This window comes from uncultured Pseudacidovorax sp. (genome assembly GCF_913773995.1).
Lineage (GTDB): Bacteria > Pseudomonadota > Gammaproteobacteria > Burkholderiales > Burkholderiaceae_C > Xenophilus.
Map to the genome: position 1 here is coordinate 12,376 of NZ_CAJYES010000090.1, position 23,310 is coordinate 35,685.

Below are 23,310 nucleotides of genomic sequence, written 5' to 3' on the forward strand. Positions count from 1 at the left end.
GCCCGGGGTTGCCCCGGTCGCGCTCAGATCTTTTCCTGCAGCGGGGGCGTGGCCGACAGCACTTCGGGCACCGTGGTCAGCCCTTCGGCAACGCGCAGCAGACCCGCCAGACGCAGCGGCCGCATGCCGTCGGCCACCGCCTGCCGACGCAGCGCACCGATGTCGGGCGCCTGGCCCAGCAGGCCGCGGAAGCTCTCGCTCACCGTCATCAGCTCATAGAGACCGGTGCGGCCCCGGTAGCCGGTCATGCGGCATTCGATGCAGCCGACGGGCTTGTAGGCCCGCACGGTGCCGCCGCTCACGCGCCAGGGCGCGGCCAGCTCATCGAGCGTCTCGCGCGTCACCTCGTCGTCGGGCTGCTTGCAGTGCGGGCACAGCGTTCGCACCAGGCGCTGGGCCATCACGCCCAGCAGCGTGGCGTTGACCAAGTAGGCCGGCACGCCCAGTTCCATCAGGCGCGAGATGGCGCTGGGCGCATCGTTGGTGTGAAGGGTGCTGAACACCAGGTGGCCGGTGAGCGCGGCCTGGACAGCCATCTCGGCGGTGTCCAGGTCACGGATCTCGCCCACCATGATGATGTCCGGGTCCTGCCGCATGAGGGCGCGCAGGCCCTCGGTGAAGCCGAAGTCCAGCTGGTGCTGCACCTGGGTCTGGTTGAACGAGGGCTCGATCATCTCGATCGGGTCCTCGATGGTGCTGACGTTGACCTCCTCGGTGGCCACGCGCCGCAGGGTCGAGTACAGCGTGGTGGTCTTGCCCGAGCCGGTCGGGCCGGTCACGAGGATGATGCCGTGCGGATGCGCGACGAGCGACTTCCAGCGTGCCGCGTCGTGGGCCGAGAAGCCCAGCGCGTCCAGATCCTTGACCACTGTGTCGGGGTCGAAGATGCGCATCACCATCTTCTCGCCGAAAGCCGTGGGCAATGTGGAGAGGCGCATCTCCACCTCCTCGTGCGCCGCCGTGCCGCTGCCGGCGGCCTCTGCACCGGGCAGCGCCGGGCGCAGGCGACGGGTCTTGATGCGGCCGTCCAGCGGGCGGCGTTTCTCGACCACGTCCATGCGGCCCAGCAGCTTGATGCGGGCGATCATGGCGCTCATCACCGTGAGCGGCATCTGGTAGGCCGGATGCAGCACCCCATCGATGCGGAAGCGGATCACGCCCTGCTCACGCCGCGGCTCCAGGTGGATGTCGGAGGCGCGCTGATCGAATGCGTACTGCCATAGCCAGTCCACGACCTGCACGATGCTCTGGTCGTTGGCGTCGAGCTGGCGGTTGCTGCGGCCCAGCTCGACCAGTTGCTCGAAGCTGGTGGCGGCCGCCTGGCCGCCGGCCTTCTGCGCCGCGCGCACGGAGCGCGCGAGGGCGAAGAACTCGGCCGTGTAGCGATGGATTTCGACCGGGTTGGCCACCACGCGCCGCACCTGCCGGCGCGACTGGCGCTCCACCTCGGCCACCCAGTCGGCGATGAAGGGCTCCGCCGTCGCGACGATGACCTCGGTGGGCCCGACCTGCACCGGCAGCACCTTGTGGCGCTCGGCATAGGCCGCGCTCATCACGTCTGCCACCTTGCCCACGTCCACCTTGAGCGGGTCGATGCGCAGGTAGGGAAGGCCCGCGCGGCCGGCCAGCCACTGGGTGAGCGTCTCCAGATCGAGCGGGCGGCCATCGGCGGCAGCGGTGACGGCCACATTGGCCAGGCGCGCCAGTGGATGCTGGCTGCTCTCGGCCTGGGCGCAGCGGGCGATGGTGCGGTCGGCCTCTTCGCGGCTGATGACCCCGTCCTGCGCCATCCATTCCACCAGCGTGCGCAGCACCAGTGGGCCCTGGTAGGCGGGAGGCGGGCTGGTGGGGGCGGGTCGGGTCATGGTTGCAGGGGCTTGAACACGCGCAGCCACTTGGGCGCCGGCAGGCCCCAGCGCGCCGCAACCGCCTCGGCCTGCTGAGCCAGCCGGTCTCGCTTGGGACGCGATGGCGTGCGCTGGGCCAGCACGATGGTGTTGCCTTCGCGCGTGGGCTTGAAGGCCCACATCGCATCGGCACCGAAGGCCTCGGCGATCTTCTCCACGCTGCGGTCGTAGCTGGAAGAACGGCCGAAAAGGTTGACGGTCATGCAGCCGTCTTCGGTCAGCACGCCGCGGCAGTCGGCATAGAACTCGGCGCTGTCGAGCACCGGCGCCGCGGCCTCGTGGTCGTAAAGATCCACCTGCAGCGCATGCACGCCGCCCTGCCACTTCGGATTGCGCACCTCCTCGGCCGCATCGGCGATCACGACCTGCAGCTTGGTGTCATCGGGCGGCAGCTTGAACCAGCCGCGGCAGGCGGCCACCACGGCAGGATTCAGCTCGACGGCCGTGGTGCGCATGCGCAGCTGCTTGCGGCAGAACTTGGTCAACGACGCCGCGCCCAGGCCCAGCTGCATGGCGTGGCGCTTGGCGACCTCGGCAGGCTCGACGAAGAGCAACCAGGCCATCATGCGCTGCACGTACTCCAGCTCGATTTCGAAGGGTGCGTCGATGCGCATGGAGCCCTGGACCCATTCGGTGCCCAGGTGCAGGTAACGGATGTCGCCCCAGTCCGAGAAGTTGACCTCGGGCAGTTCCTGCGGCTTGCTGCGGCGGGGCTTCATGTGCAGAGCCCATGTCGTGCGAAGACCTCGCGCCAGGCCTCGATCTTGCGCGCCAGGCTCCAGGCCGCATGGGCCGGGCTGGTGGAAGGAAGACGGTAGACGGGCAGGCCGTTCACGGCCAGGCGCGCGGCCTGGGCATGGCTGGCGGCGCCGTTGTGGGCGATCGCTTCAAGACGGGGAAGATCGAGCCGATGCAGGTCGTTGCGCTCTGCGTTGCGGATGGCCGCATCCAGGCTGCCGACACGGCGGCAACGCGCATACACGTCCCACAGTCCCAGGCCTCGGTCGAGGATCCACCGGCAGCGCCCGGCATAGTCGTGAGAATGGGGAAGCGGCTGCTCGGGCCAGAGGGCTTGCAAGAGGGTCCAGAGCTGGTTGCGGGGGTTCGCATAATACTGCCGCCTCTCGAGCGAGATACGGCTCGGGAAGCTGCCCAGGATCAGCAGCCGGGTGTGCGTGGCCACCACGGGAGCCAGCCCCTCCAGCAGTGGCGGCTCTGGGGTCGGCGGATAAGGCGACTGCTGCATGACGCCATCATCGCCGCCTGGACCGACGTCCGGGCCGCCCAGCAAATAGCCCGCCGAAGCGGGCTCCTTGCCGAAGACCCTGCGCTATCGCCTGTCCCGCTGGATGCGGCGCCAGGCGGCACTCACACGGTCACTGCTTGCCAGCTGCCTTCGCGGCTTCGTTCTGCTCGGTGCCGGGGATCTTCTCGCCGATCTTGTTGCCGGCAGTGCGCATGCCATCGGCCGTCTTGTGGGCCACGTTGGCGGTGGCGTCGCCAGCCTTGTGGACGCCGCGCTTGGTGGCGTTGTAGGCCTTCTTGGCGCCGCTTTCGGTGGCATCGACCGCCTCGCCGCCGACTTCCTTGGTCTTGCGATAGGCCTTCTTCGTACCGCGCTCGGTGGCATCGGCGGCCTTCTCGGCGGTGTTCTTGGTGGCGCGGTAGGCCTTCTTCGCACCACGCTCGGTGGCGTCGACCGCTTCCTTGCCGGTTTCCTTGGCGCGCTCGGTCAGCGTGGGCTGCGCCGTCGCAGGCATGGCCGGCGTCGTCGCGGTGGTGGTGGTCGTGGTCGTGGCGCTGGTCTGCGCCATGGCGGGCAGACCGATGGAGGCCAGGACCACGATCAGCGCAGCAGGAAGGGCACGGAGGTTGTACGTTGTCATCGGAATCGCTCCTTTGGATGCGGGCCGCCTTGGGCAGCCCCGGTTTGGGACACACGGGGTGGTGCCCCGTATGGCCTGCAACGGCAGGCCGCAGTCGAAGGATGACACCGAAGAACGCCTTGCAATCGCTGGAACGACATGTTGCGACCTCGGCCTACGGACGCCCATCGGCCATGTCCGACAGGCCGGCAAGTCCTTCATCCCGCGGAGGGCATCAACGCGGCCAGCCGAGGCACCGCTGCGAGCGCGTTGCGCGTCGTCGCCTCGGCCACGGCAGCAACCGTCAGGCCGCGCAACTCCGCCAGCACCTGCGCGATGCGGGGCACTTCCGCCGGTTCGTTGCGCCCCTGCGGCAGACCGGCCTCTCGCGCCTCGCGGGTCTGGTAGAGCCAGCTGGGCGGAATGTCTGGCGCATCGGTTTCGAGGACGAAGGATTCCAGCGGCAACTGGGCCGCAAGGTCGCGCAACCGCGTCGCCCGCTCGAAGGTCATCGCGCCGCCCAATCCAAGCTTGAGCCCCAGCGCCAGGCATTCCTCGGCCTGCTGTCTGCTGCCGACAAAGGCGTGGGCAATGCCACGCCAGGGCCGCCCCCCGCCCACCTCACGCAACTGGCGCAGCACCTTGTCGACCGAACGGCGCACATGCAGCAGCACGGGCAGTTCGCGCTGCCATGCCATCTGCAACTGACGCCGGAACAGCCGCTCCTGCGTGGGGCCGTCGAGTTCAGGCACGAAATAGTCCAGCCCGATCTCGCCCACCGCCACCAGACGCGGATCGTGGGCGTGGCGATCCAGCGCGTCTTCCAGCGTCGCGAGCGCCGGATCGCCAGCCTCTGCGCTGCACAGCGGATGGATGCCGAGCGCATAGGCATCCTGCTGTGCGTGCGCCAACATCCGCACGGCGTCGAAATTGGACGCGGAGACGGCCGGGATCAGACACAGGGCCACGCCGGCCTGCCGGGAACGTGCATGCACCTGCGCTGCCTGCGCACCGAATTCGGGCGCATCCAGGTGACAGTGTGTATCGATGAAGACCGCCATGCGGGGAATCATGCCGCAGGGGCTGCAAAGCGGTACAAAGCGTGCTAGGGTGACCCCACCCCTGCATCACTTTCCCGGAGGTGCATCGATGCGCAGGCCCGCCCGCTACAGCCCGTCGCCCCGTCGTCCCATCGCCGAGGACGACGCGATGTCCCCTCCGTCGCAGCCCGCGGCAATGGAAGGTGACGCCCCTGCCCCCTCGCCTTCTTCGCCCCCCGCGGCGTGGCAGCCTGGCCGTCGTGCCTTCGCCGTGCTCATGCTGGCCGTGGCGGCACTGGCTGGCACGAGCGCGTGGCTCTGGCAACGCCCGACCGGTGGCCTGCAACTCACGCAGAAGGACATCGACGCTGCCGTGCTCAAGACGCTGCAGACGCAGACGCTGCCTTCGCAGGCGACGCGTGCGGCGGACACGATCCGCCCCTCGGTGGTCCGGGTCGTCAGCTATGGCGAAGAAAAGGAAACGCCCGCAGCCCGCACCGAGAAGCGCGGGCGCAACATGGCACGCGGCAAGCCGCCGGAGGCGCCCGCGGGTCCTCCCGGCGAGGTCGAGCGTGGCATTGGCACCGGGGTGGTCATCGTCGACAAGGGGGTGATACTGACCAACCTGCACGTCGTCGCTGGCGCCCAGAAGATCAAGGTGACGTTCTTCGATGGCCTGGAGTCCATCGCCACCGTGACCGGTGTGCAGCCCGAGAACGACCTCGCCGTCCTGCAGGCCCAGAAGATTCCCGATGACCTCGTGGCCGCGACCATGAAATCGACCGCCGATCTGCGCCCTGGCGATCAGGTGGCCGCGGTGGGCTTCCCTTTCGGGATCGGGCCATCCGTCTCCGCGGGCGTGGTGTCGGGGCTCAAGCGGTCGTTCCAGTCGCCCGAGGGCAAGCAGGAGCTGTCCAACCTGATCCAGTTCGATGCCGCCGCCAATCCCGGCAACTCCGGCGGCCCGCTGATCAACATGGACGGCGAGGTCCTGGGCATCGTGACCGCCATCCTCAACCCGACGCAGCAACGCACCTTCATCGGCATCGGCTTCGCGGTGCCTATCGAGAACGCCGCGTCCGCGGTGGGCTCGCCGCCCTTCTGACGCGCTGTGCGCACCCCGCGCCAGCCATGTGGCTGGCATCGTGATTGACCGATCGGCAGACCGCCGCCGACCGACCGTCCACCGGAAGACCCATGACCACATCGACCGCCCTGCCCGACACCGCCGCGACCACCGCCGAGCTGATGGAACAGATCCTCTACCAGGTCAAGCGCGTGGTCGTGGGCCAGGACCGCTTTCTGGAACGGGTGATGGTCGCCATGCTCGCGGGTGGCCACCTGCTCGTCGAAGGCGTGCCCGGCCTCGCCAAGACGCTCACCGTCAAGACGCTGGCCGACACCATGCGCGGCAGCTTCAAGCGCATCCAGTTCACCCCCGACCTGGTGCCGGCCGATCTGGTGGGCACACGCATCTACAACCAGAAGACCGGAGACTTCTCCACCTCGCTCGGTCCGGTGTTTGCCAACCTCTTGCTGGCCGACGAAATCAACCGTGCGCCCGCTAAGGTGCAGAGCGCCCTGCTGGAGGTGATGCAGGAGCGCCAGGTGACCATCGCCGGCGAGACGCATCGCGTGCCGCGCCCCTTCCTGGTCATGGCCACGCAGAACCCCATCGAGACCGAGGGCACCTATCCATTGCCCGAGGCGCAGGTGGACCGCTTCATGATGAAGGTGCTCGTCGACTACCCCAGCGACGACGAGGAATTCGTCATCGTCCAGCGCGTGATCGGCGAAAAGCTGGAGGCCGCGCCGGTCGCCACCATCGAGCAGCTGGCCACTCTACAGGCGCAGTCGCGGCAGGTGTATGTCGACCCGTCGCTGATCCAGTACGCGGTCAAGCTGATCTCCGCCACGCGCAACCCCGAGAAGTTCGGCCTCAAGGACACGCGCCGCTTCATCACCTTCGGCGCCAGCCCGCGCGCCACCATCGGCCTGGCGGAGGGTGCGCGTGCGCTGGCGATGCTGCGGGGCCGCGCCTATGTGCTTCCCGAGGACATGAGCGACCTCGTGCCCGATGTGCTGCGCCACCGGGTAACCCTGTCGTACGAGGGCCTGTCCGAAGGCCTCACGCCCGATCTACTGATCGAGAAGATCATGCGAGCCGTGCCCGCGCCGCCGCGCCCGCTCGAGCACGACAAGCTGGTGGCCTGAATGAAGCTGTGGCGCCGCAAGGCCCCCGCCCCGCCGGCGGCCAACGACCCGGCTCCCGAGGCTGGCGCAGCCGATCGCCTGCTGCGCCGGCTGGAATGGACCGTCATCCGTCGCCTCGACGGCCTGCTCCAGGGCGACTACCGCACGCTGATGCGCGGCACCGGCCTGGATCTGGCCGACCTGCGCGAATACCAGATGCACGACGATGTGCGCCACATCGATTGGAACGTCACGGCGCGCCAGCAGGTGCCGCATGTGCGCGTCTTCACCGAAGACCGCGAGATGGCCGCGTGGTTCGTGCTCGACCTCAGCCGCTCGGTGGACTTCGGCTCCGGCCCCCGGGCCAAGCGCGAGATCTCGGCCGGCTTCGTCGGCGTGCTCGCGCGGCTGCTCACGCGCCACGGCAACCGCGTCGGTGCGCTGGTCTACGGCCACGACCTCGAAGCCGTGCTGCCACCACGCAGCAGCCGCACCCATGTGCTGCGGCTGTTGCATGAGATCGAGCGCCGCGCGCACGCGGCCACGGACACCAAGTCGCCGCATCGCGGCATGACCCGACTGGCTGACATGCTGCAGTCCGCGGCCGGTCTCATGCCACGGCGAAGCACCGTCTTCGTCGTCTCCGACTTCCTCACCGAGCCGGGGTGGGAAAAGCCGCTCGCACGCCTGGCGCAGCGCCATGAAGTGGTCGCTGTGCGCCTGTTCGACCCACTGGAGCGCGAGCTGCCCGACCTGGGCCTGGTGCCGCTGGCCGACGCCGAGACCGGCGAGCAGGTCTGGGTCGACACCCACGACGCGGCCTTCCGCCGCCGCTTCGCCAAGCTCGCGGCCGAACGCGAAGACGCCCTGCGCGAGGCCCTGGCCCACGCCGGCGTCGATGCGCTGGAACTCTCCACCGCCGACGATCTGGTCGAAGCCATCGTCCGATTTGCCGACATGCGCCGTCGGCGGGTACGCGCGACCGGCGCGCCGCCACGACGGGCTGGAGAACTGCGATGAATGCCACGCTGCCCCTGACCTTCCTCTGGCCGCAGTTCCTGTGGCTGCTGTTGCTGATACCGGCCCTGGTGCTGCTGTATGTGTGGCTGATCCGTCGAAAGAAGAAGCTTGCCGTCCGCTACGCCAGCCTGTCCATCGTGCGCGAGGCACTGGGCGCACGGCAGTCGCTGCGCCGGCACCTGCCGCCCGCGCTCTTCCTGCTGTCGATCACCGCCATGCTGATCGCGGCGGCCCGTCCGCTGGCAGTGATCACACTGCCTTCGAACCAGCAGACCATCATCCTCGCGATGGACGTGTCGGGCAGCATGCGGGCCGAGGACGTCAAGCCCAACCGGCTCGTGGCGGCGCAGGACGCAGCCAAGGCCTTCATCAAGGACCTGCCGCGCAACGTCAAGGTGGGCGTCGTGGCGTTTGCAGGCAGCGCCAATGTCGCGCAATTGCCCACCACCAGCCGCGACGAGCTGGTGGCGGCCATCGATTCGTTCCAGCTCCAGCGCGCCACGGCCACGGGCAATGCCATCGTGGTGTCGCTGGCCACGCTGTTCCCGGACGCCGGCATCGACATCGCGGACTTCGGGCCACAGAGCCGGCAGCAGGGTATCTCGCTGGACCGCGCCGGTCGCAAGCCGGCCGAGCCGTTCAAGCCGGTCGCACCCGGCTCATACTCGTCGGCCGCGATCATCATGTTGACCGACGGCCAGCGCACTACCGGCGTCGATCCCCTGGACGCCGCCAAGGCTGCGGCCGATCGGGGGGTGCGCGTCTATACCGTTGGGGTGGGTACGGTGGATGGCGAAACCATCGGCTTCGAAGGCTGGTCGATGCGCGTGCGCCTGGATGAGGAGACGCTGAAGGCGGTCGCCAACCGGACGGCCGCTGAGTACTTCTATGCCGGCACCGCGCAGGACTTGCACAAGGTCTACGAAACCCTCAGCTCGCGCCTGACGGTCGAAAAGAAGGAAACCGAGGTCTCCGCACTGTTCGCCATCGCAGCGGCCGCCCTCTCGCTGCTGGCAGCGGGCCTGTCATTGCTGTGGTTCAACCGGATTCTGTAAGCCTGCCAGCGGCGCGCCGGCCGAGTGGCCTGGTCAGCGCGGAGTCACTTGCAGGCCCCCGGGAGAAAGCACGAAACCCCGCGCTCACGGGGTCTCGTTCCCGAGCCTGACGGAGGGCGCAGATGCGCCCTTCCGTATCAGGGCACGCGGCAGGCATCAATACGCGGATCGGCGCCGGCTCAGGCGGCCGCCTGCGCATCGTCGATCTGCATCGCCTCCGCCAAAGTGCCCAGCCGCTGGTCCGTGGCCTGCTCCTCGCCCAAAGTCTCCTTGAGCAGCGAGACCGCCTCCTGCAAGCCCAGTTTCTGCGCCACCAGGCACAGCGAGGTGTAGCCGGCGATTTCGTAGTGCTCTGCCTTCTGCGCCGAGGCGATGAGCGCCGCGTCGAGCACCGGGCCGGCTTCGATCTGGTCGATGAGCGAGGTTGCCTCCTCGATGAGGCCTTCCATGCCCTCGCACTTGATGCGCTTGAGCTTGAAGCCACACTGCTCGGCGACCTGCTCGATGCGTTCGACCTGCGCGCGTGTCTCTTCCAGGTGGGCTTCGAAGGCGGCCTGCAAGTCGGGGTTGGTCGCCGCGCGTGCCATCTTCGGCAGCGAACGGGTCATCTGCTTCTCGGCGCTGTACGTGTCGGACAGGTCGTGGACGAACAGGTCCTGGACGGTCTTAATGGGCATGGGGAGGCTCCTAGACAAACAATGGAGCTCCTACCCTGTCATGCCGATCCAGGACCGCTGTAGGAAGCGTCGCGAGGAGGCGTGCGCCACGCGCGATGAAGGCCGTACGCGCCGCAGCAACGTGCGGCGCATCGGGCCGCGACCCTCATTCCGACATGGCGTCGATCATCACCTGGCCGAAGCCAGAGCAGCTCACCTGCGTCGCGCCATCCATCAGCCGCGCGAAGTCATAGGTGACCCGCTTGCTCTGGATCGCCGACTCCATTGCACGGATGATCAGGTCGGCCGCTTCCTTCCAGCCCATATGACGCAGCATCATCTCGGCCGAGAGGATGCTGGAGCCCGGATTGACATAGTCCTTGCCCGCATACTTGGGCGCCGTGCCGTGCGTCGCCTCGAACATGGCCACGGTGTCGGACATGTTGGCGCCCGGCGCGATGCCGATGCCGCCGACCTGCGCTGCCAGCGCATCGGAGATGTAGTCGCCGTTGAGGTTGAGCGTGGCGATGACCGAGTACTCGGCAGGGCGTAGAAGGATCTGCTGCAGGAAGGCGTCGGCGATCACGTCCTTGATGATGATGTCCTTGCCGGTCCTTGGATTCTTGACCTGCAGCCATGGCCCGCCATCGATGGGCTGCCCGCCGAACTCGCGTGCCGCCAGAGCGTAGCCCCATTCGCGGAAGCCGCCTTCGGTGAACTTCATGATGTTGCCCTTGTGCACGAGCGTGACGCTGGGCTTGTCGTTGTCGATGGCGTACTGGATGGCCTTGCGCACCAGACGCTCGGTGCCTTCGATCGACACGGGCTTGAGGCCGATGGCGGAGGTCTCGGGAAAACGGATGGTCTTGGCACCCAGCTCGTCCACCAGGAAGCGGATCAGCTTCTGTGCCTTCTCGGAGCGGGCCTCGTACTCGATGCCAGCGTAGATGTCCTCCGAGTTCTCACGGAAGATGGCCATGTCGGTCTTGCTCGGCTCGCGCAGCGGCGAGGGCACACCGTTGAAGTAGCGCACCGGCCGCAGGCAGACGTACAGGTCGAGCTGCTGTCGCAACGCCACGTTCAGGCTGCGAATGCCGCCCCCGACCGGCGTCGTCAGCGGCCCCTTGATCGACACGACGTAGTCGCGCACAGCGGCCAGTGTTTCGTCAGGCAGCCAGATGTCGGGACCGTAGAGCTGGGTGGACTTGCCGCCGGCATAGATCTCCATCCAGTGGATCTTGCGGGCGCCGCCGTAGGCCTGGGCCACCGCCGCATCCACCACCTTGAGCATCACCGGCGTCACGTCGCGGCCGACGCCGTCGCCCTCGATGAAGGGGATGATCACCTGGTCCGGCACGTCGAGCGTGTGGTCGGCATTGACGGTGATCTTCCGGCCCTCCGCCGGAACTTGGATGTGCTGGTAGCTGGACATGGATGAGCTTGGGTGGGAAAAGGCGCCACCTCGTACGACGACGGTCGACGCGGCCGCGGATGGCCGGATAGGCAGGGAATTCTAGACGGCGGCCTCCAGGCGACAGGGCGCGCAGGGCAACTCAAGCGATGTTCGCGGGCACGTCAACCGGATCGCGTCTGCGCCGTTTTACAAGCAGCCGGCCACGATCCCGTGTATGGCTGAGTGCTCATCAAGGCAGTCCCAAAAACCGTCAATCCCAAAGGATGTTCTTATGAAGAAGCTTCTCGCTTTCGCCACCGCCGGTCTGATCGCCACCGGCGCCTTCGCACAAGCCCCCGCCGCCGCACCGACCGACGCGCCTGCCGTGAAGGCCGCCTCGGCCAAGCACACCAAGAAGGCCACCAAGCACAAGGTCGTGCACAAGGCCAAGGCCAAGAAGAGCGTCAAGGCCGCCTGATCGTCTCAGCGCATGCATGAAGGCCCGGCTCTGCCGGGCCTTTTTCATGGCCTCACCCCACCACCGTGCGTCCACGCAGCACAGTGGGCACGCGGCAAGAAAAGAGCCCGCGACTGGCAGGCCAGTCCGGGCTCATAGTGGGCGCTGGAGGTATCAGCGCTGATGTGTGGTGGAGCTGGGGGGATTTGAACCCCCGTCCGCAAGCCTTCGCCGCGCAGATCTACATGTTTAGCGCTCTGTTTTGGATCTCACCACCGGCAACGCGCAGACGCACGCTTTGCCGACAGCCAGCACCCTTAGATCTCGCAACGGCCCAAGGTACCCGGGCCGCTGCCAGCCAATGTAATTAACCTTGCAGCCGGGAGGCGTCAGATTGCTCTAACGCCCCCTTGCCCAGCCCATCGGCCGACTGTTGCAAGGCTCGCAGCGATTAGGCTGCGAGTGCGAAACGTTCGTCGTTTGCAGTTAGTTTGTTTGAATCTGTTTTACGAGCACATTCAGCTCGACATGCACCACTGCGATCCCGAACCCACGTCGAAACCAATGCAGCCCCAGAACCGTGTATTTTAGGCCGGCGGCAGGCATTGCAAGAGGTCGAGGGGCAAAGAAATCACCGCGTCGGCCTCCCACAGGGTCACGTCCGCCTCGGCACCGAGGTAGCCGTAAGCGACGGCGACGGTTCTCATGCCGGCGGCCCGGCCGGCGATGATGTCCCGCTGATCATCACCCACGTAGACACAGCGGGCCGGATCGACGCCCATGCGTCGTGCCGCCTCGAGCAGCGGCGCCGGATGAGGCTTCGCATGCGGCGTGGTGTCTCCACTGATGATGGCACCCGCTGCGCGGAACAACGGCATGTTCGCGGTCAGCGGCACCGTGAAGCGACTCGCCTTGTTGGTGACCACGCCCCAGGGCAAGCGACGAGCCCCGAGTTGGGCGATGAGCGCTTCGATTCCTTCGAAGACATGGGAACCGTCGAGCATGAGTGCTTCATAGTTTTTGAAGAACTCCTCCCTCAGTTCCGCGAACTGCGCGTCCTCGGGCCGTAGTCCGAACGCCACGCCGAGCATGCCCCGCGCACCGGCCCCGGCCATGGACCGATAGGCACTCAGCGGGAGCGAGGCCATGCCGCGTTCGATTCGCATCCGGTCGGCGGCGGCTCCCAGCTCGGGCGCGCTGTCGATGAGTGTGCCGTCGAGATCGAACAGGACGGCCTGAACGTCCGGCCAAGGCGCCTTGTTCATGCGCCTGCCATCTCGGCCGTGCGCCGCGTTGCGATCATGTAGTTGACGCTCACATCGTCGTTCAGCCAGTAGCGACGAGTCAGCGGGTTGTACTGGAGCCCTCGCGAATGATCGAGCGTCAGCGACGCCACCCGGCAGTGCGCGGCGAGTTCCGCGGGACGGATCAGCTTGGCGTATTCATGCGTGCCCCGCGGCAGCAGGTTCAGCACGTATTCGGCGCCGACGATCGCCAGCATGAACGCCTTGGCATTGCGATTGATGGTGGAAAAGAACACCCACCCACCGGGTTTGACCAGCTTGGCGCAGGCCTGCACCACGGACGCCGGCTGCGGAACATGCTCCAACATTTCCATGCAGGTGACGACATCGAAGCTTCCGGGCGCCTCTTCGGCAAGCGCCTCCACCGCCACCTCACGGTAACGCACGCCGGGCGTTCCGGCGTCGAGGGCGTGCAACTGCGCAACCTTGAGTGCCTTGCCCGCCAGGTCGATGCCCAGCACGTCAGCGCCGCGGCGCGCCATGGCATCCGACAGGATGCCGCCGCCACAGCCCACGTCCAGCACGCGCTTGCCAGCAAGAGGCACTTGCCCCTCGATCCACTCGAGCCGCAGCGGATTGATCTCGTGCAGGGGGCGAAATTCACTGTCCTTGTCCCACCAGCGGTGAGCCAGTTCAGAAAACTTGGCCAGTTCGGCCGGATCTGCATTGGGATGAGTTGCCGTCATCGGTGAATTATCAAGTTCGTGACCCAGCTTCCCGCTGGACGCCAAGAAAGGCCATAAAAAAACCCCGCCGAGGCGGGGTTTTCAGCGGGCCGACCGAAATCAGTTGGCGCGGGTGCCGACCACTTCGATTTCCACGCGACGGTTCTTAGCGCGGCCTTCCTTGGTGCGGTTGTCGGCGACGGGTTGCTTCTCGCCCTTGCCTTCGGTGTAAACGCGATTGCGCTCGATGCCCTTGGAGACCAGGTAGGCCTTCACGGCTTCAGCACGACGCACCGACAGCTTCTGGTTGTAGGCATCGGTACCGATGGAGTCGGTGTGACCCACGGCGATGATGACTTCCAGGTTGATGCCCTTGATCTTCGAGACCAGATCGTCCAGCTTGGCGCGACCTTCGGGCTTCAGGACCGACTTGTCGAAGTCGAAGAAGGCATCGGCAGCGAAGGTGACCTTCGAAGCAGCGACGGCCGGGGGAGCGGGAGGCGCGGGCGGCGTCACAGCGGCCGGGGGCGCGGCAACGGGAGCAGCAGGCGCAGCAACCAGAGCACCATCGCAACCCACGGCGGCCGTGGCGGGGGTCCAGTTGGCATCGCGCCAGCACAGCTCGTTGGTGCCGTTCTTCCAGACCAGCTCGCCGGTGCCGTTCTGCCAGTTGTCGATCACCGGACCACCGTTCGCAGCGGTGACCTTGGTCTGCGCGCCGGCGGCCGTGGCGAGCGCAGCGACTGCAAACATCATCGCCACTTTATTCAGTTTCTTCATGGTTCTCCTCTTGGGGAAAAAGCCGCAGCCGCAGCCGCGAAACAAGGACGTCTCAAGTGACCACCACCCAAAACGCTGGAGTTCATTGTGCCATAGGGTCTTTCTCAAACCGGGCGCCCCCGCACCGCCCGGCGTAGGACTGCAACGGAAAGCCGCAGTTGTGTTGCTGTCTCGCGACACCGCCGGCAACGTAAAATCTCGCGTTTCGCCCGCCGCCCCGCTGCCCGCCCATGACATCGTTCGCCAAGGAAACCCTGCCCATCAGCCTCGAGGAGGAGATGCGGCGCAGCTATCTCGATTACGCGATGAGCGTGATTGTCGGCCGTGCCCTGCCCGACGCGCGGGACGGTCTCAAGCCGGTGCATCGGCGCGTGCTGTTTGCGATGCACGAGCTCAACAACGACTGGAACCGGCCGTACAAGAAGTCGGCACGTATCGTCGGCGACGTCATCGGCAAGTACCACCCCCACGGCGACCAGTCGGTCTACGACACGATCGTGCGGCTGGCGCAAGACTTTTCCATGCGCCACATGCTGGTCGACGGCCAGGGCAATTTCGGTTCAGTCGATGGCGACAGCGCGGCGGCGATGCGATATACGGAAATTCGCCTCGCAAAAATCGCCCACGAAATGCTGGCGGATATCGACAAGGAAACCGTCGATTTCGGCCCCAATTACGACGGCAGCGAAAAAGAGCCATTGGTATTACCCAGTCGGCTGCCCAATCTGCTGGTCAATGGCTCCGGCGGCATCGCCGTCGGCATGGCCACCAACATTCCGCCTCACAACCTGAACGAGGTGGTGGACGCCTGCCTCCATCTGCTTCGCCACCCTGAGGCGAGCATCGACGACCTGATGGAGATCGTGCCTGCGCCCGACTTTCCCACGGCCGGGATCATCTACGGCATCAACGGCGTCAAGGAGGGCTATCGCACCGGTCGCGGCAAGGTGGTGATGCGCGCCAAGTGCCATTTCGAGGACATCGACCGCGGCCAGCGACAGGCCATCATCGTCGACGAGTTGCCTTACCAGGTGAACAAGAAGACGCTGCAGGAGCGCATGGCCGAGCTGGTGCACGAGAAGAAGCTCGAAGGCATCAGCCACATTCAGGACGAGTCCGACAAGTCGGGCATGCGCTTGGTGATCGAACTCAAGCGCGGCGAAGTGCCGGAGGTGGTGCTCAACAACCTCTACAAGCAGACGCAGCTGCAGGACACCTTCGGCATCAACATGGTGGCGCTGGTCGATGGCCAGCCCAAGCTGTGCAACCTGAAGGACCTGGTCCAGGTCTTCCTGCAGCACCGCCGCGAGGTGGTGACACGCCGCACGGTGTTCAATCTGCGCAAGGCGCGCGAGCGCGGCCATGTGCTCGAAGGTCTGGCGGTGGCGTTGGCCAATATCGACGAGTTCATCCGCATCATCCGCGAGTCGCCCACGCCGCCGGTGGCCAAGGCCGAGTTGATGACGCGCTCGTGGGACAGCAAGCTGGTGCGCGAGATGCTCACCCGCGCCCGTGCCGACGGCGGCACGATCAACGCGGACGACTATCGGCCAGAAGGCCTGGAACGCATCTACGGCCTGATGGGCGATGGCCTGTATCGCCTGTCCGAAACACAGGCCCAGGAAATCCTGCAGATGCGCCTGCAGCGCCTGACGGGCCTGGAGCAGGACAAGATCGTCGCCGAGTACAAGGAAGTGATGGCCGAGATCGATGACCTGCTCGACATTCTGTCCAAGCCGGAGCGCGTGTCGGTCATCATCGGCGACGAGCTCGGCGCCCTGAAGCAGGAGTTCGGCCAGACCAAGCTGGGCGCGCGTCGCAGCGAGATCGAATACAGCGCGCAGGACCTCTCGACCGAAGACCTGATCACGCCCACCGACATGGTGGTCACGCTTTCGCACAGCGGCTACATCAAGAGCCAGCCACTGTCCGAGTACCGGGCGCAGAAGCGTGGCGGCCGCGGCAAGCAGGCTGCAGCCACCAAGGACGACGACTGGATCGACCAGCTCTTCATCGCCAACACGCATGACTACATCCTGTGCTTCTCCAACCGCGGACGGCTGTACTGGCTCAAGGTGTGGGAAGTGCCCTCGGGCTCGCGCAACTCACGCGGACGGCCGATCGTCAACATGTTCCCGCTGGCCGAGGGCGAGAAGATCACCGTGGTGCTGCCGCTGACGGGCGAGACGCGCAACTTCCCGTCCGACCGCTACATCTTCATGGGCACCTCGATGGGCACGGTCAAGAAGACTGCGCTCGACGAATTCAGCAACCCGCGCAAGGCCGGGATCATTGCCGTCGACCTGGACGAGGGTGACTACCTGATCGGCGCGGCGCTCACCGACGGCAAGCACGACGTGATGCTGTTCTCCGACGGCGGCAAGGCGGTGCGCTTCGACGAGAACGACGTTCGACCCATGGGCCGCAACGCCCGCGGCGTGCGCGGCATGATGCTGGAGGATGGCCAGGGCGTGATCGCCATGCTGGTCGCCGAGGACGAGACGCAGAGCGTGCTCACCGCCACCGAAAACGGCTACGGCAAGCGCACCAGCATCACCGAGTACACCCGCCACGGCCGGGGAACCAAAGGCATGATCGCGATTCAACAAAGCGAGCGCAACGGCAAAGTCGTGGCCGCAACGTTGGTGCATGTCGATGACGAAATCATGCTCATCACCGACAAGGGTGTGCTGGTTCGTACACGCGTATCGGAAATTCGCGAACTTGGACGCGCCACCCAAGGTGTCACGCTCATCAATCTCGACGAAGGCGCCCAGCTCAGTGGCTTGCAGCGCATCGTCGAGAACGACGCCAACGCCGCCGTCGAGGCAGAGGAAGCCGACGACAGCGCCAACCCATCCCAGGAGAACCCCTAATGAACAAACACATCAAGACCGCGCTGATCGGCGCCACGCTCGCTGCAGCCGTCTCCGGCGCCTGGGCACAGGACAAGGCTGCCCTCATCAAGCAGTTCATCGAATTGCAGCGTCCGGGCGTGGAAGCGCTGGCGCGCGGCCTGGTCGAGGAATCGAGCCTTCCCATCGCCCGCGCGGGGGCCGGCTACCTGCAGACCCAGGTGCCGGAGGCCAAGCGCGAAGCAGCCGGCAAGGCCGCCGACGCCGAGCTGAAGAAGTACTTCGACGATGCCTACCCGCTGGTGCGCGACAAGGCCGTGCAACTGGCACCGTCGGCCCTGACGCCGGTGCTGGACCAGAACTTCAACGAAGAAGAAATGCGCCAGCTGGTGGCCTGGGTCAGCTCGCCGGTGAGCAAGAAGTACCAGGAGCTCAACCCGCAGCTGCAGAACGCGCTGACGGAAAAGCTGGTGGCCGAAACCCGCGCCTCGGTGGAGCCCAAGCTGCGCGCCCTCGATACCAGCGTTGCCAAGGCGCTGGGCGCGCCGACGGATGGGGGCGCAGCCAAGAGCAGCAGCAACGGAAGCGGCGGCGGCACTAGCGCCGCGCCTAAGGCTCCTGCCAAGAAGTAAGCACTCCACCGCCGGGCCTACGCGCCCGGCCCGCCATCCGCTCTTCCGCCCCGTGATCGCCGAATGACCACATCTGCAGTCCGCCGCCCCTACAACTTCTCGGCCGGCCCGGCGGCAATGCCGGAGGCCGTGCTGTCCCGCGCAGCAGCGGAGATGCTCGACTGGCACGGCAGCGGCATGGGCGTCATGGAGATGAGCCACCGCGGCAAGGAGTTCGGCGAGATCATCGGCCAGGCGGAAGCTGATTTCCGCAAGCTTCTGGCAGTGCCCTCCAACTTCCGCATCCTGTTCATGCAGGGCGGTGGACTGGGCGAAAATGCCATCGTGCCCCTCAATCTCTCGCGCGGAGGGGCGGTGGACTTCGTGGTCACGGGCAGTTGGAGCACGAAGTCGCTCAAGGAGGCGGGCCGCTACTGCAAGGCGCGCGCCGCGGCGTCTAACGCAGAAGGGGGGCATGTGGCAATTCCGGATGCGGCGCAATGGTCGCTGAGCCCGGACGCCGCCTATGTGCACCTGTGCTCCAACGAGACGATCAACGGCATCGAGTTCCAGGAACTGCCTGATCTCAAGGCCCTTGGCTGCGACGCACCGCTGGTCATCGACTTCTCCTCCCACGTCGCATCGCGGTCGGTGGATTGGCAGCGCGTGGGCCTGGCCTTCGGCGGTGCCCAGAAGAACCTCGGCCCCGCCGGCCTGACTTTGGTGGTGGTCCGCGAAGACCTGCTGGACCGTGCCCTGCCCATCTGCCCGAGCGCTTTCAGCTACAAGCTCGTGGCCGAGAACGACTCGATGTACAACACACCGCCCACCTGGGGCATCTACATGGCGGGTCTGACCTTCCAGTGGCTGCTCCAGCAGAAGGAAGGCGAGCTCACCGGCGTTGCCGCCATGGAGGCGCGCAACATCGCCAAGGCGAAACTGCTGTACGACTTCATCGATGCGTCCTCCTTCTATGTCAGCAAGGTCGATCCAGCCTGCCGTTCGCGCATGAATGTGCCATTCCTGCTGGCCGACGAGTCGCGCAACGAGGCCTTCCTGACAGGCGCGAAGTCCGCCGGGCTGCTGCAGCTCAAGGGCCACAAGTCGGTCGGCGGCATGCGGGCCAGCATCTACAACGCCATGCCGCTGGAAGGCGTTCGGGCACTTGTGTCCTACATGAGAGAATTCGAGCGCCTGCACGCCTGACCACAGGCGTGAGTCCGCTCGATGACCGCTGACCAATCCCCTCCCCCCTCATCCTCCTCCGCCGCCGACAGCCTCGCGCCTCTGCGCGAGCGCATCGATGCGCTGGACGCCCAATTGCTCGACCTGCTGAACCAGCGCGCCCATGTGGCAGAACTGGTGGGCGAGGTGAAGAAGCGCGAAGGCACGCCCTACTTCCGGCCTGACCGTGTCGCGCAGGTCATCGAGAAGGTCAAGCGCAACAACCCCGGGCCGCTCAAGGGCGCCCATGTCGAAGCCATTTGGCGCGAGATCATGTCCGCCTGCCTGGCGCTGGAGTCCCCGCAACGGGTGGCCGTGCTGGGTCCGGAGGGCACCTTCTGCGAACAGGCCGCCATCGAGTATTTCGGCGGCGCGGCCGACCTGGTGTACTGCGCCACCTTCGACGAGGTCTTTCATGCGACGGCCGCCGGCAGCGCGCAATACGGCGTGGTCGGTGTCGAAAACTCCACCGAAGGCGCCGTCGCCCGTTCGCTCGACCTGTTCCTGCATTCGCCCGCCCATGTGGTCGGCGAGGTCAGCCTACTGGTGCGTCACAACCTGCTGTGCAGCCGCAACTCGCTGGACGACATCGAAGTCGTGATGGCCCACCCGCAGGCGCTGGCGCAATGCCACGGCTGGCTGTCCAAGCACCTGCCGACGGCCGAGCGGCGCGCCGTCTCCAGCAATGCCGAGGGCGCCCGCCTGGCGGCCACCAACCCGGCCTGGGCCGGAATCGCCGGCGAGCGTGCGGCCACGCAGTTCGGCCTCCATATCGTCGCCCACGCCATCCAGGACGATCCGTACAACCGCACGCGCTTCGCCGTCATCTGCCTGCCGCACACGCTCGCCATGCCACCGGCCTCGGGGCGCGACATGACCAGCCTCGTCGTCTCGGTGCCCAATAAGCCCGGTGCCGTGCACGACCTGCTCGTGCCGCTGAAGGAGCATAAGGTCTCGATGACGCGCTTCGAGTCGCGCCCCGCCCGCACCGGCCAGTGGGAGTACTACTTCTACATCGACCTGGACGGCCATCCCAGCCAGCCGAACGTCGCCGCGGCCCTGGCCGAACTGCGCGGCCTGTGCGCGTTCTTCAAGATCATCGGCGCCTATCCGGTCAAGGCCTGAGGCTGCGGGCATGTTCCAGCAACTCGGCCTGATCGGCTGTGGCCTCATCGGCGGCTCCTTTGCGCTGGCACTGCGCCAGGCGGGGCTGGTGCGTCGGGTCATCGGCTACAGCAAGTCCCCCTCCACCACCGAGCGCGCACGCCAACTGGGCGTGATCGACACCGAGGCGCCTTCCGCCCTCCAGGCTGTCGCGGGCGCCGACCTCGTGGTGCTGGCGGTGCCGGTGGCCGCGACCGAGTCCACGCTGAGCGCTATCCGCCACGGCCTGGGCGAGCAGACGCTCCTGATGGACGTGGGCTCGACCAAGGGCGACGTGGTGCAGGCCGGCCTTCGTGCGCTTCAGCACCAGGCGGGCAACTTTGTGCCGGCCCATCCCATCGCCGGCAAGGAAGTCGCGGGCATCGAGCACGCCGAGGGCTCGCTGTTCGTGGGCCGGCACGTCATCCTTACGCCCACCGAGCGCTCGCGCGCCGAGCAGGTGCAGCGCGCCATCGAGGTCTGGAGTCGCATCGGCGCCCGCGTCCTGACGATGGACGCCGCCACCCATGACGCCGCCCTGGCCGCTGTGAGTCATCTGCCCCACCTGCTGGCCTTCGCCTTCATGCAGTCCGTCGCGCAGCAGCCCGACGGCGCGCGCTGGCTCGAACTGGCGGGGCCTGGCTTTCGCGACTTCTCGCGCATCGCTGCTGGCGATCCGACCGTCTGGCGCGACATCCTGCTGGCCAACCGGGAGGAAGTCCTGCGTCAGTCGCGGGCCTTCCGTGAAGCGCTCGTGAGTTTCGAGGCGCAGATTGCCGCGGGCGACGCGACCGGCCTCGGCGACGCCATCGGACGGGCCAGCCGTGCCCGCGCCGCCCTGAAGCCCGCCTTCTCCCATTGAGCGCCCACGCGCGCGTCGGCCGATGGTGATCTTTTCCGCCCCCATATTCCAGCGCTGAGTCTCCGATCTAGCGGCCCATCTTTCTTTTCCTTCTTCCATGTACGCCACCGAGTTCCTCGACCTTCCCGCGCTGTCCGGCGCTGGCGGCGCCGTGCGGCTGCCCGGCTCCAAGAGCATCTCCAACCGCGTGCTCCTTCTGGCGGCGCTGGCCACCGGCACGACCGAGATCCACGACCTGCTGGATTCGGACGACACCCGCGTGATGCTGGAGGCGTTGACCCAGTTGGGCTGCACTCTCACGCGTGACGGTACGGTGCTGCGCATCGAGGGCCTGGGCGGGAAGGTGAAGCAGCAGCAGGCCGACCTGTTCCTGGGCAACGCCGGCACGGCGATGCGGCCACTGACGGCGGCGTTGGCGCTGCTGGGTGGCGACTTCCAACTGCGCGGCGTGCCGCGCATGCACGAGCGGCCGATCGGCGATCTGGTCGACGCCCTGGTGCAGCTGGGCTGCCCCATCGACTACCTGGGCAACCCCGGCTATCCGCCGCTGCGCATCCGCCCGGCCCAGGTCTCGGCCCTGCAGCTCGATGCACCGATCCGCGTGCGGGGCGACGTGTCGAGCCAGTTCCTCACCGCGCTGCTGCTGGCCCTGCCGCTGGCCGCCGGCAGCCGCGATGTGGTGATCGAGGTGGTGGGCGAGCTGATCTCCAAGCCCTACATCGAGATCACGCTCAACCTGCTCGCACGCTTCGGCATCCAGGTGCAGCGCGAGGACTGGCGCCGCTTCACCATCCCGCAGGGCAGCCGCTACCGCACGCCCGGGCGCATCCATGTCGAGGCGGATGCATCCTCGGCCAGCTACTTCATCGGCCTGGGCGCACTCGCCGCACCGCTGCCGGGGCGCAACGGCATCCGCATCGAAGGCGTGGGCGCCGACTCGATCCAGGGCGACATCCGTTTCATCGACGCCGCCCGCCAGATGGGCGCGCAGGTGGACAGCGGCCCCAACTGGCTGGAGGTGCGCCGCGGCGCCTGGCCGCTCAAGGCCATCGACCTGGACTGCAACGCGATTCCGGACGCCGCCATGACGCTGGCCGTGATGGCGCTCTATGCCGACGGACCCTGCCGGCTGCGCAACATCGCCAGCTGGCGCGTGAAAGAGACCGACCGTATCGACGCCATGGAGGCGGAGCTGCGCAAGCTGGGCGCCACCGTCGAATCGGGGCCGGACTTCATCGTCGTGCATCCGCTGCCCGCGGGCGGCTGGAAGCCGGCCGCCATCCACACCTACGACGACCACCGCGTCGCCATGTGCTTCTCTCTGGCGGCCTTCAACCCGGACCGCCGGCCGGTGCGCATCCTCGATCCGAAATGCGTGGCCAAGACCTTCCCCGACTATTTCGAGACGCTGTTCTCGGTGGTCGCGGCGGACGAGGTGCCGGTGCTCTGCGTCGACGGCCCCACCGCCTCGGGCAAGGGCACGCTGGCGGCCGAGCTGGCGCTGCGGCTGGGCTACCACTACCTGGACTCAGGCACGCTGTACCGCGTGGCCGGTCTCGCGACCCGCCGGGCCGGCCTGGAGCCGGAGCCGGCACACGAGGCGGCCATCGCCGCCATCGCCCGCGCGCTGCCGCTGCGCTTCGACGCCGGCCGTGTGCTGCTCGCCGACGAGGACGTGACGGACGGCATCCGCACCGAGGCGGCGGGCATGGATGCCTCGCGCGTGTCGGCCCTGCCCGCCGTCCGCACGGCGCTCACCGAACTCCAGCACAGCTTCCGCAGGCTGCCCGGCCTGGTGGCGGACGGCCGTGACATGGGCACGGTGATCTTTCCCGACGCACCACTCAAGGTCTACCTCACGGCCAGTGCCGAGCACCGGGCCGAGCGGCGGCATAAGCAGTTGATTTCCAAAGGAATTCCCGCTATACTCGCCGACCTTCGCGCGGACCTGGAAGCACGCGACGCCCGCGATTCGAACCGCAGCGTCGCCCCGCTCAAACCCGCGCAGGACGCCCGCCTCCTGGACAACTCCTTTCTCAGCATCGATCAGTCGGTCGAGCAGGTATTGGACTGGTGGCGGCAGGTGCAGCCCTTCGACAGGCATTAACGCCATCGTCGGGCTCGGCGCCCCGGCCCTGCCGGGTGCGCCTATCGCTCCAGCCAGGCTCCCCTCGCGCGTCAGCGCACCGGCCTGCTGGTTGTTCAACCTCACCCCCCCGGGCTTCACGGCCCAAACCACCGGTTCCAGTCATAGAAACAGCCGCACGCAATGTTGCATGG

General features: G+C 67.0%; 21 protein-coding genes and 1 other RNA gene. 11 read left to right on the plus strand and 11 right to left on the minus strand.

All coding sequences use genetic code 11. The annotated features are described in order from the left end of the window. Positions 1–23 precede the first annotated feature (23 nt). The 5 genes from QZ772_RS07735 to QZ772_RS07755 all read right to left on the minus strand — a co-directional run bounded on the left by QZ772_RS07735 (position 24) and on the right by QZ772_RS07755 (position 4,833). Positions 24–1,865 (minus strand): GspE/PulE family protein, encoded by a 1,842-nt coding sequence (locus QZ772_RS07735; RefSeq protein WP_295524476.1) that lies wholly within the window; start codon positions 1,863–1,865, stop codon positions 24–26. After that, positions 1,862–2,626 carry a spermidine synthase gene (locus QZ772_RS07740; protein ID WP_295524477.1) on the minus strand — a complete coding sequence of 255 codons (765 nt, stop codon included), beginning with the start codon at positions 2,624–2,626 and terminating at the stop codon, positions 1,862–1,864. Before QZ772_RS07740 ends, QZ772_RS07735 begins: the two co-directional genes overlap by 4 nt. Next, a complete protein-coding gene (locus QZ772_RS07745; protein WP_295524478.1) occupies positions 2,623–3,153 on the minus strand; it encodes a DNA-deoxyinosine glycosylase in 531 nt (176 codons plus the stop codon). The genes QZ772_RS07740 and QZ772_RS07745 overlap by 4 nt, the downstream gene beginning before the upstream one ends. A 130-nt stretch (positions 3,154–3,283) precedes the next feature. Beyond that, positions 3,284–3,793 (minus strand): hypothetical protein, encoded by a 510-nt coding sequence (locus tag QZ772_RS07750; protein WP_295524479.1) that lies wholly within the window; start codon positions 3,791–3,793, stop codon positions 3,284–3,286. A gap of 197 nt (positions 3,794–3,990) precedes the next feature. Further along, positions 3,991–4,833: a TatD family hydrolase gene (locus QZ772_RS07755; RefSeq protein WP_295524481.1), complete on the minus strand. Its 843-nt coding sequence runs from the start codon at positions 4,831–4,833 to the stop codon at positions 3,991–3,993. Positions 4,834–4,921: 88 nt separating this feature from the next. On the opposite strand from QZ772_RS07755, the gene QZ772_RS07760 reads away from it, so the two are divergent. The 4 genes from QZ772_RS07760 (at position 4,922) to QZ772_RS07775 (ending at position 9,080) form a co-directional block, all read left to right on the plus strand. Beyond that, the gene (locus tag QZ772_RS07760) at positions 4,922–5,917 is read left to right on the plus strand and encodes a trypsin-like peptidase domain-containing protein (protein ID WP_295524550.1); all 996 of its coding nucleotides are present in this window, start codon (positions 4,922–4,924) and stop codon (positions 5,915–5,917) included. A gap of 92 nt (positions 5,918–6,009) precedes the next feature. Further along, the gene (locus tag QZ772_RS07765) at positions 6,010–7,026 is read left to right on the plus strand and encodes a MoxR family ATPase (protein WP_295524482.1); all 1,017 of its coding nucleotides are present in this window, start codon (positions 6,010–6,012) and stop codon (positions 7,024–7,026) included. Next, entirely contained in the window at positions 7,027–8,025 is a 999-nt protein-coding gene (locus QZ772_RS07770) for a DUF58 domain-containing protein (RefSeq protein ID WP_295524483.1), read from the plus strand. It begins immediately after the preceding gene. A 14-nt stretch (positions 8,026–8,039) separates the two neighbouring features. Next, the gene (locus QZ772_RS07775) at positions 8,040–9,080 is read left to right on the plus strand and encodes a VWA domain-containing protein (RefSeq protein WP_295524552.1); all 1,041 of its coding nucleotides are present in this window, start codon (positions 8,040–8,042) and stop codon (positions 9,078–9,080) included. 179 nt (positions 9,081–9,259) lie between these two features. On the opposite strand, the gene QZ772_RS07780 is transcribed toward QZ772_RS07775, so the two are convergent. Together QZ772_RS07780 and icd are read right to left on the minus strand one after the other, a co-directional pair. Beyond that, positions 9,260–9,757 carry a ferritin-like domain-containing protein gene (locus tag QZ772_RS07780; protein ID WP_295524484.1) on the minus strand — a complete coding sequence of 166 codons (498 nt, stop codon included), beginning with the start codon at positions 9,755–9,757 and terminating at the stop codon, positions 9,260–9,262. Between the two features lie 145 nt (positions 9,758–9,902). Continuing rightward, on the minus strand, positions 9,903–11,168 hold the full coding sequence (gene icd, locus QZ772_RS07785; RefSeq protein WP_295524485.1) for an NADP-dependent isocitrate dehydrogenase: 1,266 nt from the start codon (positions 11,166–11,168) through the stop codon (positions 9,903–9,905). Between the two features lie 253 nt (positions 11,169–11,421). Here icd and QZ772_RS07790 point away from each other — a divergent pair, with 253 nt between their 5' ends. After that, positions 11,422–11,607 (plus strand): hypothetical protein, encoded by a 186-nt coding sequence (locus tag QZ772_RS07790; RefSeq protein ID WP_295524486.1) that lies wholly within the window; start codon positions 11,422–11,424, stop codon positions 11,605–11,607. A gap of 167 nt (positions 11,608–11,774) precedes the next feature. Here the strand turns inward: QZ772_RS07790 and ssrA are convergent. The 4 genes from ssrA to ompA all read right to left on the minus strand — a co-directional run bounded on the left by ssrA (position 11,775) and on the right by ompA (position 14,335). After that, positions 11,775–12,160: a transfer-messenger RNA gene (ssrA, locus tag QZ772_RS07795) on the minus strand. Positions 12,161–12,173: 13 nt separating this feature from the next. After that, on the minus strand, positions 12,174–12,851 hold the full coding sequence (locus QZ772_RS07800; RefSeq protein ID WP_295524487.1) for an HAD-IA family hydrolase: 678 nt from the start codon (positions 12,849–12,851) through the stop codon (positions 12,174–12,176). Then, positions 12,848–13,576 (minus strand): bifunctional 2-polyprenyl-6-hydroxyphenol methylase/3-demethylubiquinol 3-O-methyltransferase UbiG, encoded by a 729-nt coding sequence (gene ubiG / locus QZ772_RS07805; protein ID WP_295524488.1) that lies wholly within the window; start codon positions 13,574–13,576, stop codon positions 12,848–12,850. Before ubiG ends, QZ772_RS07800 begins: the two co-directional genes overlap by 4 nt. Before the next feature lie 99 nt (positions 13,577–13,675). Beyond that, complete coding sequence (gene ompA, locus QZ772_RS07810) at positions 13,676–14,335, minus strand: outer membrane protein OmpA (RefSeq protein WP_295524489.1); 660 nt, start codon at positions 14,333–14,335, stop codon at positions 13,676–13,678. A 230-nt stretch (positions 14,336–14,565) separates the two neighbouring features. On the opposite strand from ompA, the gene gyrA reads away from it, so the two are divergent. The 6 genes from gyrA (at position 14,566) to QZ772_RS07840 (ending at position 23,137) form a co-directional block, all read left to right on the plus strand. Next, positions 14,566–17,211, plus strand: coding sequence for a DNA gyrase subunit A (gene gyrA, locus QZ772_RS07815; protein WP_295524490.1), 2,646 nt, complete (start codon positions 14,566–14,568; stop codon positions 17,209–17,211). After that, on the plus strand, positions 17,211–17,822 hold the full coding sequence (locus QZ772_RS07820) for a DUF2059 domain-containing protein (protein ID WP_295524492.1): 612 nt from the start codon (positions 17,211–17,213) through the stop codon (positions 17,820–17,822). The genes gyrA and QZ772_RS07820 overlap by 1 nt, the downstream gene beginning before the upstream one ends. A 63-nt stretch (positions 17,823–17,885) precedes the next feature. After that, positions 17,886–19,007: a 3-phosphoserine/phosphohydroxythreonine transaminase gene (gene serC, locus QZ772_RS07825; RefSeq protein ID WP_295524494.1), complete on the plus strand. Its 1,122-nt coding sequence runs from the start codon at positions 17,886–17,888 to the stop codon at positions 19,005–19,007. 21 nt (positions 19,008–19,028) lie between these two features. Continuing rightward, positions 19,029–20,150: a prephenate dehydratase gene (pheA, locus tag QZ772_RS07830; protein ID WP_295524495.1), complete on the plus strand. Its 1,122-nt coding sequence runs from the start codon at positions 19,029–19,031 to the stop codon at positions 20,148–20,150. 10 nt (positions 20,151–20,160) lie between these two features. Further along, complete coding sequence (locus QZ772_RS07835) at positions 20,161–21,030, plus strand: prephenate dehydrogenase/arogenate dehydrogenase family protein (protein WP_295524497.1); 870 nt, start codon at positions 20,161–20,163, stop codon at positions 21,028–21,030. 97 nt (positions 21,031–21,127) lie between these two features. Beyond that, positions 21,128–23,137 carry a bifunctional 3-phosphoshikimate 1-carboxyvinyltransferase/cytidylate kinase gene (locus QZ772_RS07840; protein ID WP_295524498.1) on the plus strand — a complete coding sequence of 670 codons (2,010 nt, stop codon included), beginning with the start codon at positions 21,128–21,130 and terminating at the stop codon, positions 23,135–23,137. The last annotated feature ends 173 nt before the right edge of the window (positions 23,138–23,310 follow it).

Coding starts and splice junctions, on each gene's coding strand:
- QZ772_RS07735 (WP_295524476.1), bottom strand. CDS start 1,865: ATGACCCGACCCGCCCCCACCAGCCCGCCTCCCGCCTACCAGGGCCCA.
- QZ772_RS07740 (WP_295524477.1), bottom strand. CDS start 2,626: ATGAAGCCCCGCCGCAGCAAGCCGCAGGAACTGCCCGAGGTCAACTTC.
- QZ772_RS07745 (WP_295524478.1), bottom strand. CDS start 3,153: ATGCAGCAGTCGCCTTATCCGCCGACCCCAGAGCCGCCACTGCTGGAG.
- QZ772_RS07750 (WP_295524479.1), bottom strand. CDS start 3,793: ATGACAACGTACAACCTCCGTGCCCTTCCTGCTGCGCTGATCGTGGTC.
- QZ772_RS07755 (WP_295524481.1), bottom strand. CDS start 4,833: ATGGCGGTCTTCATCGATACACACTGTCACCTGGATGCGCCCGAATTC.
- QZ772_RS07760 (WP_295524550.1), top strand. CDS start 4,922: ATGCGCAGGCCCGCCCGCTACAGCCCGTCGCCCCGTCGTCCCATCGCC.
- QZ772_RS07765 (WP_295524482.1), top strand. CDS start 6,010: ATGACCACATCGACCGCCCTGCCCGACACCGCCGCGACCACCGCCGAG.
- QZ772_RS07770 (WP_295524483.1), top strand. CDS start 7,027: ATGAAGCTGTGGCGCCGCAAGGCCCCCGCCCCGCCGGCGGCCAACGAC.
- QZ772_RS07780 (WP_295524484.1), bottom strand. CDS start 9,757: ATGCCCATTAAGACCGTCCAGGACCTGTTCGTCCACGACCTGTCCGAC.
- icd (WP_295524485.1), bottom strand. CDS start 11,168: ATGTCCAGCTACCAGCACATCCAAGTTCCGGCGGAGGGCCGGAAGATC.
- QZ772_RS07790 (WP_295524486.1), top strand. CDS start 11,422: ATGAAGAAGCTTCTCGCTTTCGCCACCGCCGGTCTGATCGCCACCGGC.
- QZ772_RS07800 (WP_295524487.1), bottom strand. CDS start 12,851: ATGAACAAGGCGCCTTGGCCGGACGTTCAGGCCGTCCTGTTCGATCTC.
- ubiG (WP_295524488.1), bottom strand. CDS start 13,576: ATGACGGCAACTCATCCCAATGCAGATCCGGCCGAACTGGCCAAGTTT.
- ompA (WP_295524489.1), bottom strand. CDS start 14,335: ATGAAGAAACTGAATAAAGTGGCGATGATGTTTGCAGTCGCTGCGCTC.
- gyrA (WP_295524490.1), top strand. CDS start 14,566: ATGACATCGTTCGCCAAGGAAACCCTGCCCATCAGCCTCGAGGAGGAG.
- QZ772_RS07820 (WP_295524492.1), top strand. CDS start 17,211: ATGAACAAACACATCAAGACCGCGCTGATCGGCGCCACGCTCGCTGCA.
- serC (WP_295524494.1), top strand. CDS start 17,886: ATGACCACATCTGCAGTCCGCCGCCCCTACAACTTCTCGGCCGGCCCG.
- pheA (WP_295524495.1), top strand. CDS start 19,029: ATGACCGCTGACCAATCCCCTCCCCCCTCATCCTCCTCCGCCGCCGAC.
- QZ772_RS07835 (WP_295524497.1), top strand. CDS start 20,161: ATGTTCCAGCAACTCGGCCTGATCGGCTGTGGCCTCATCGGCGGCTCC.
- QZ772_RS07840 (WP_295524498.1), top strand. CDS start 21,128: ATGTACGCCACCGAGTTCCTCGACCTTCCCGCGCTGTCCGGCGCTGGC.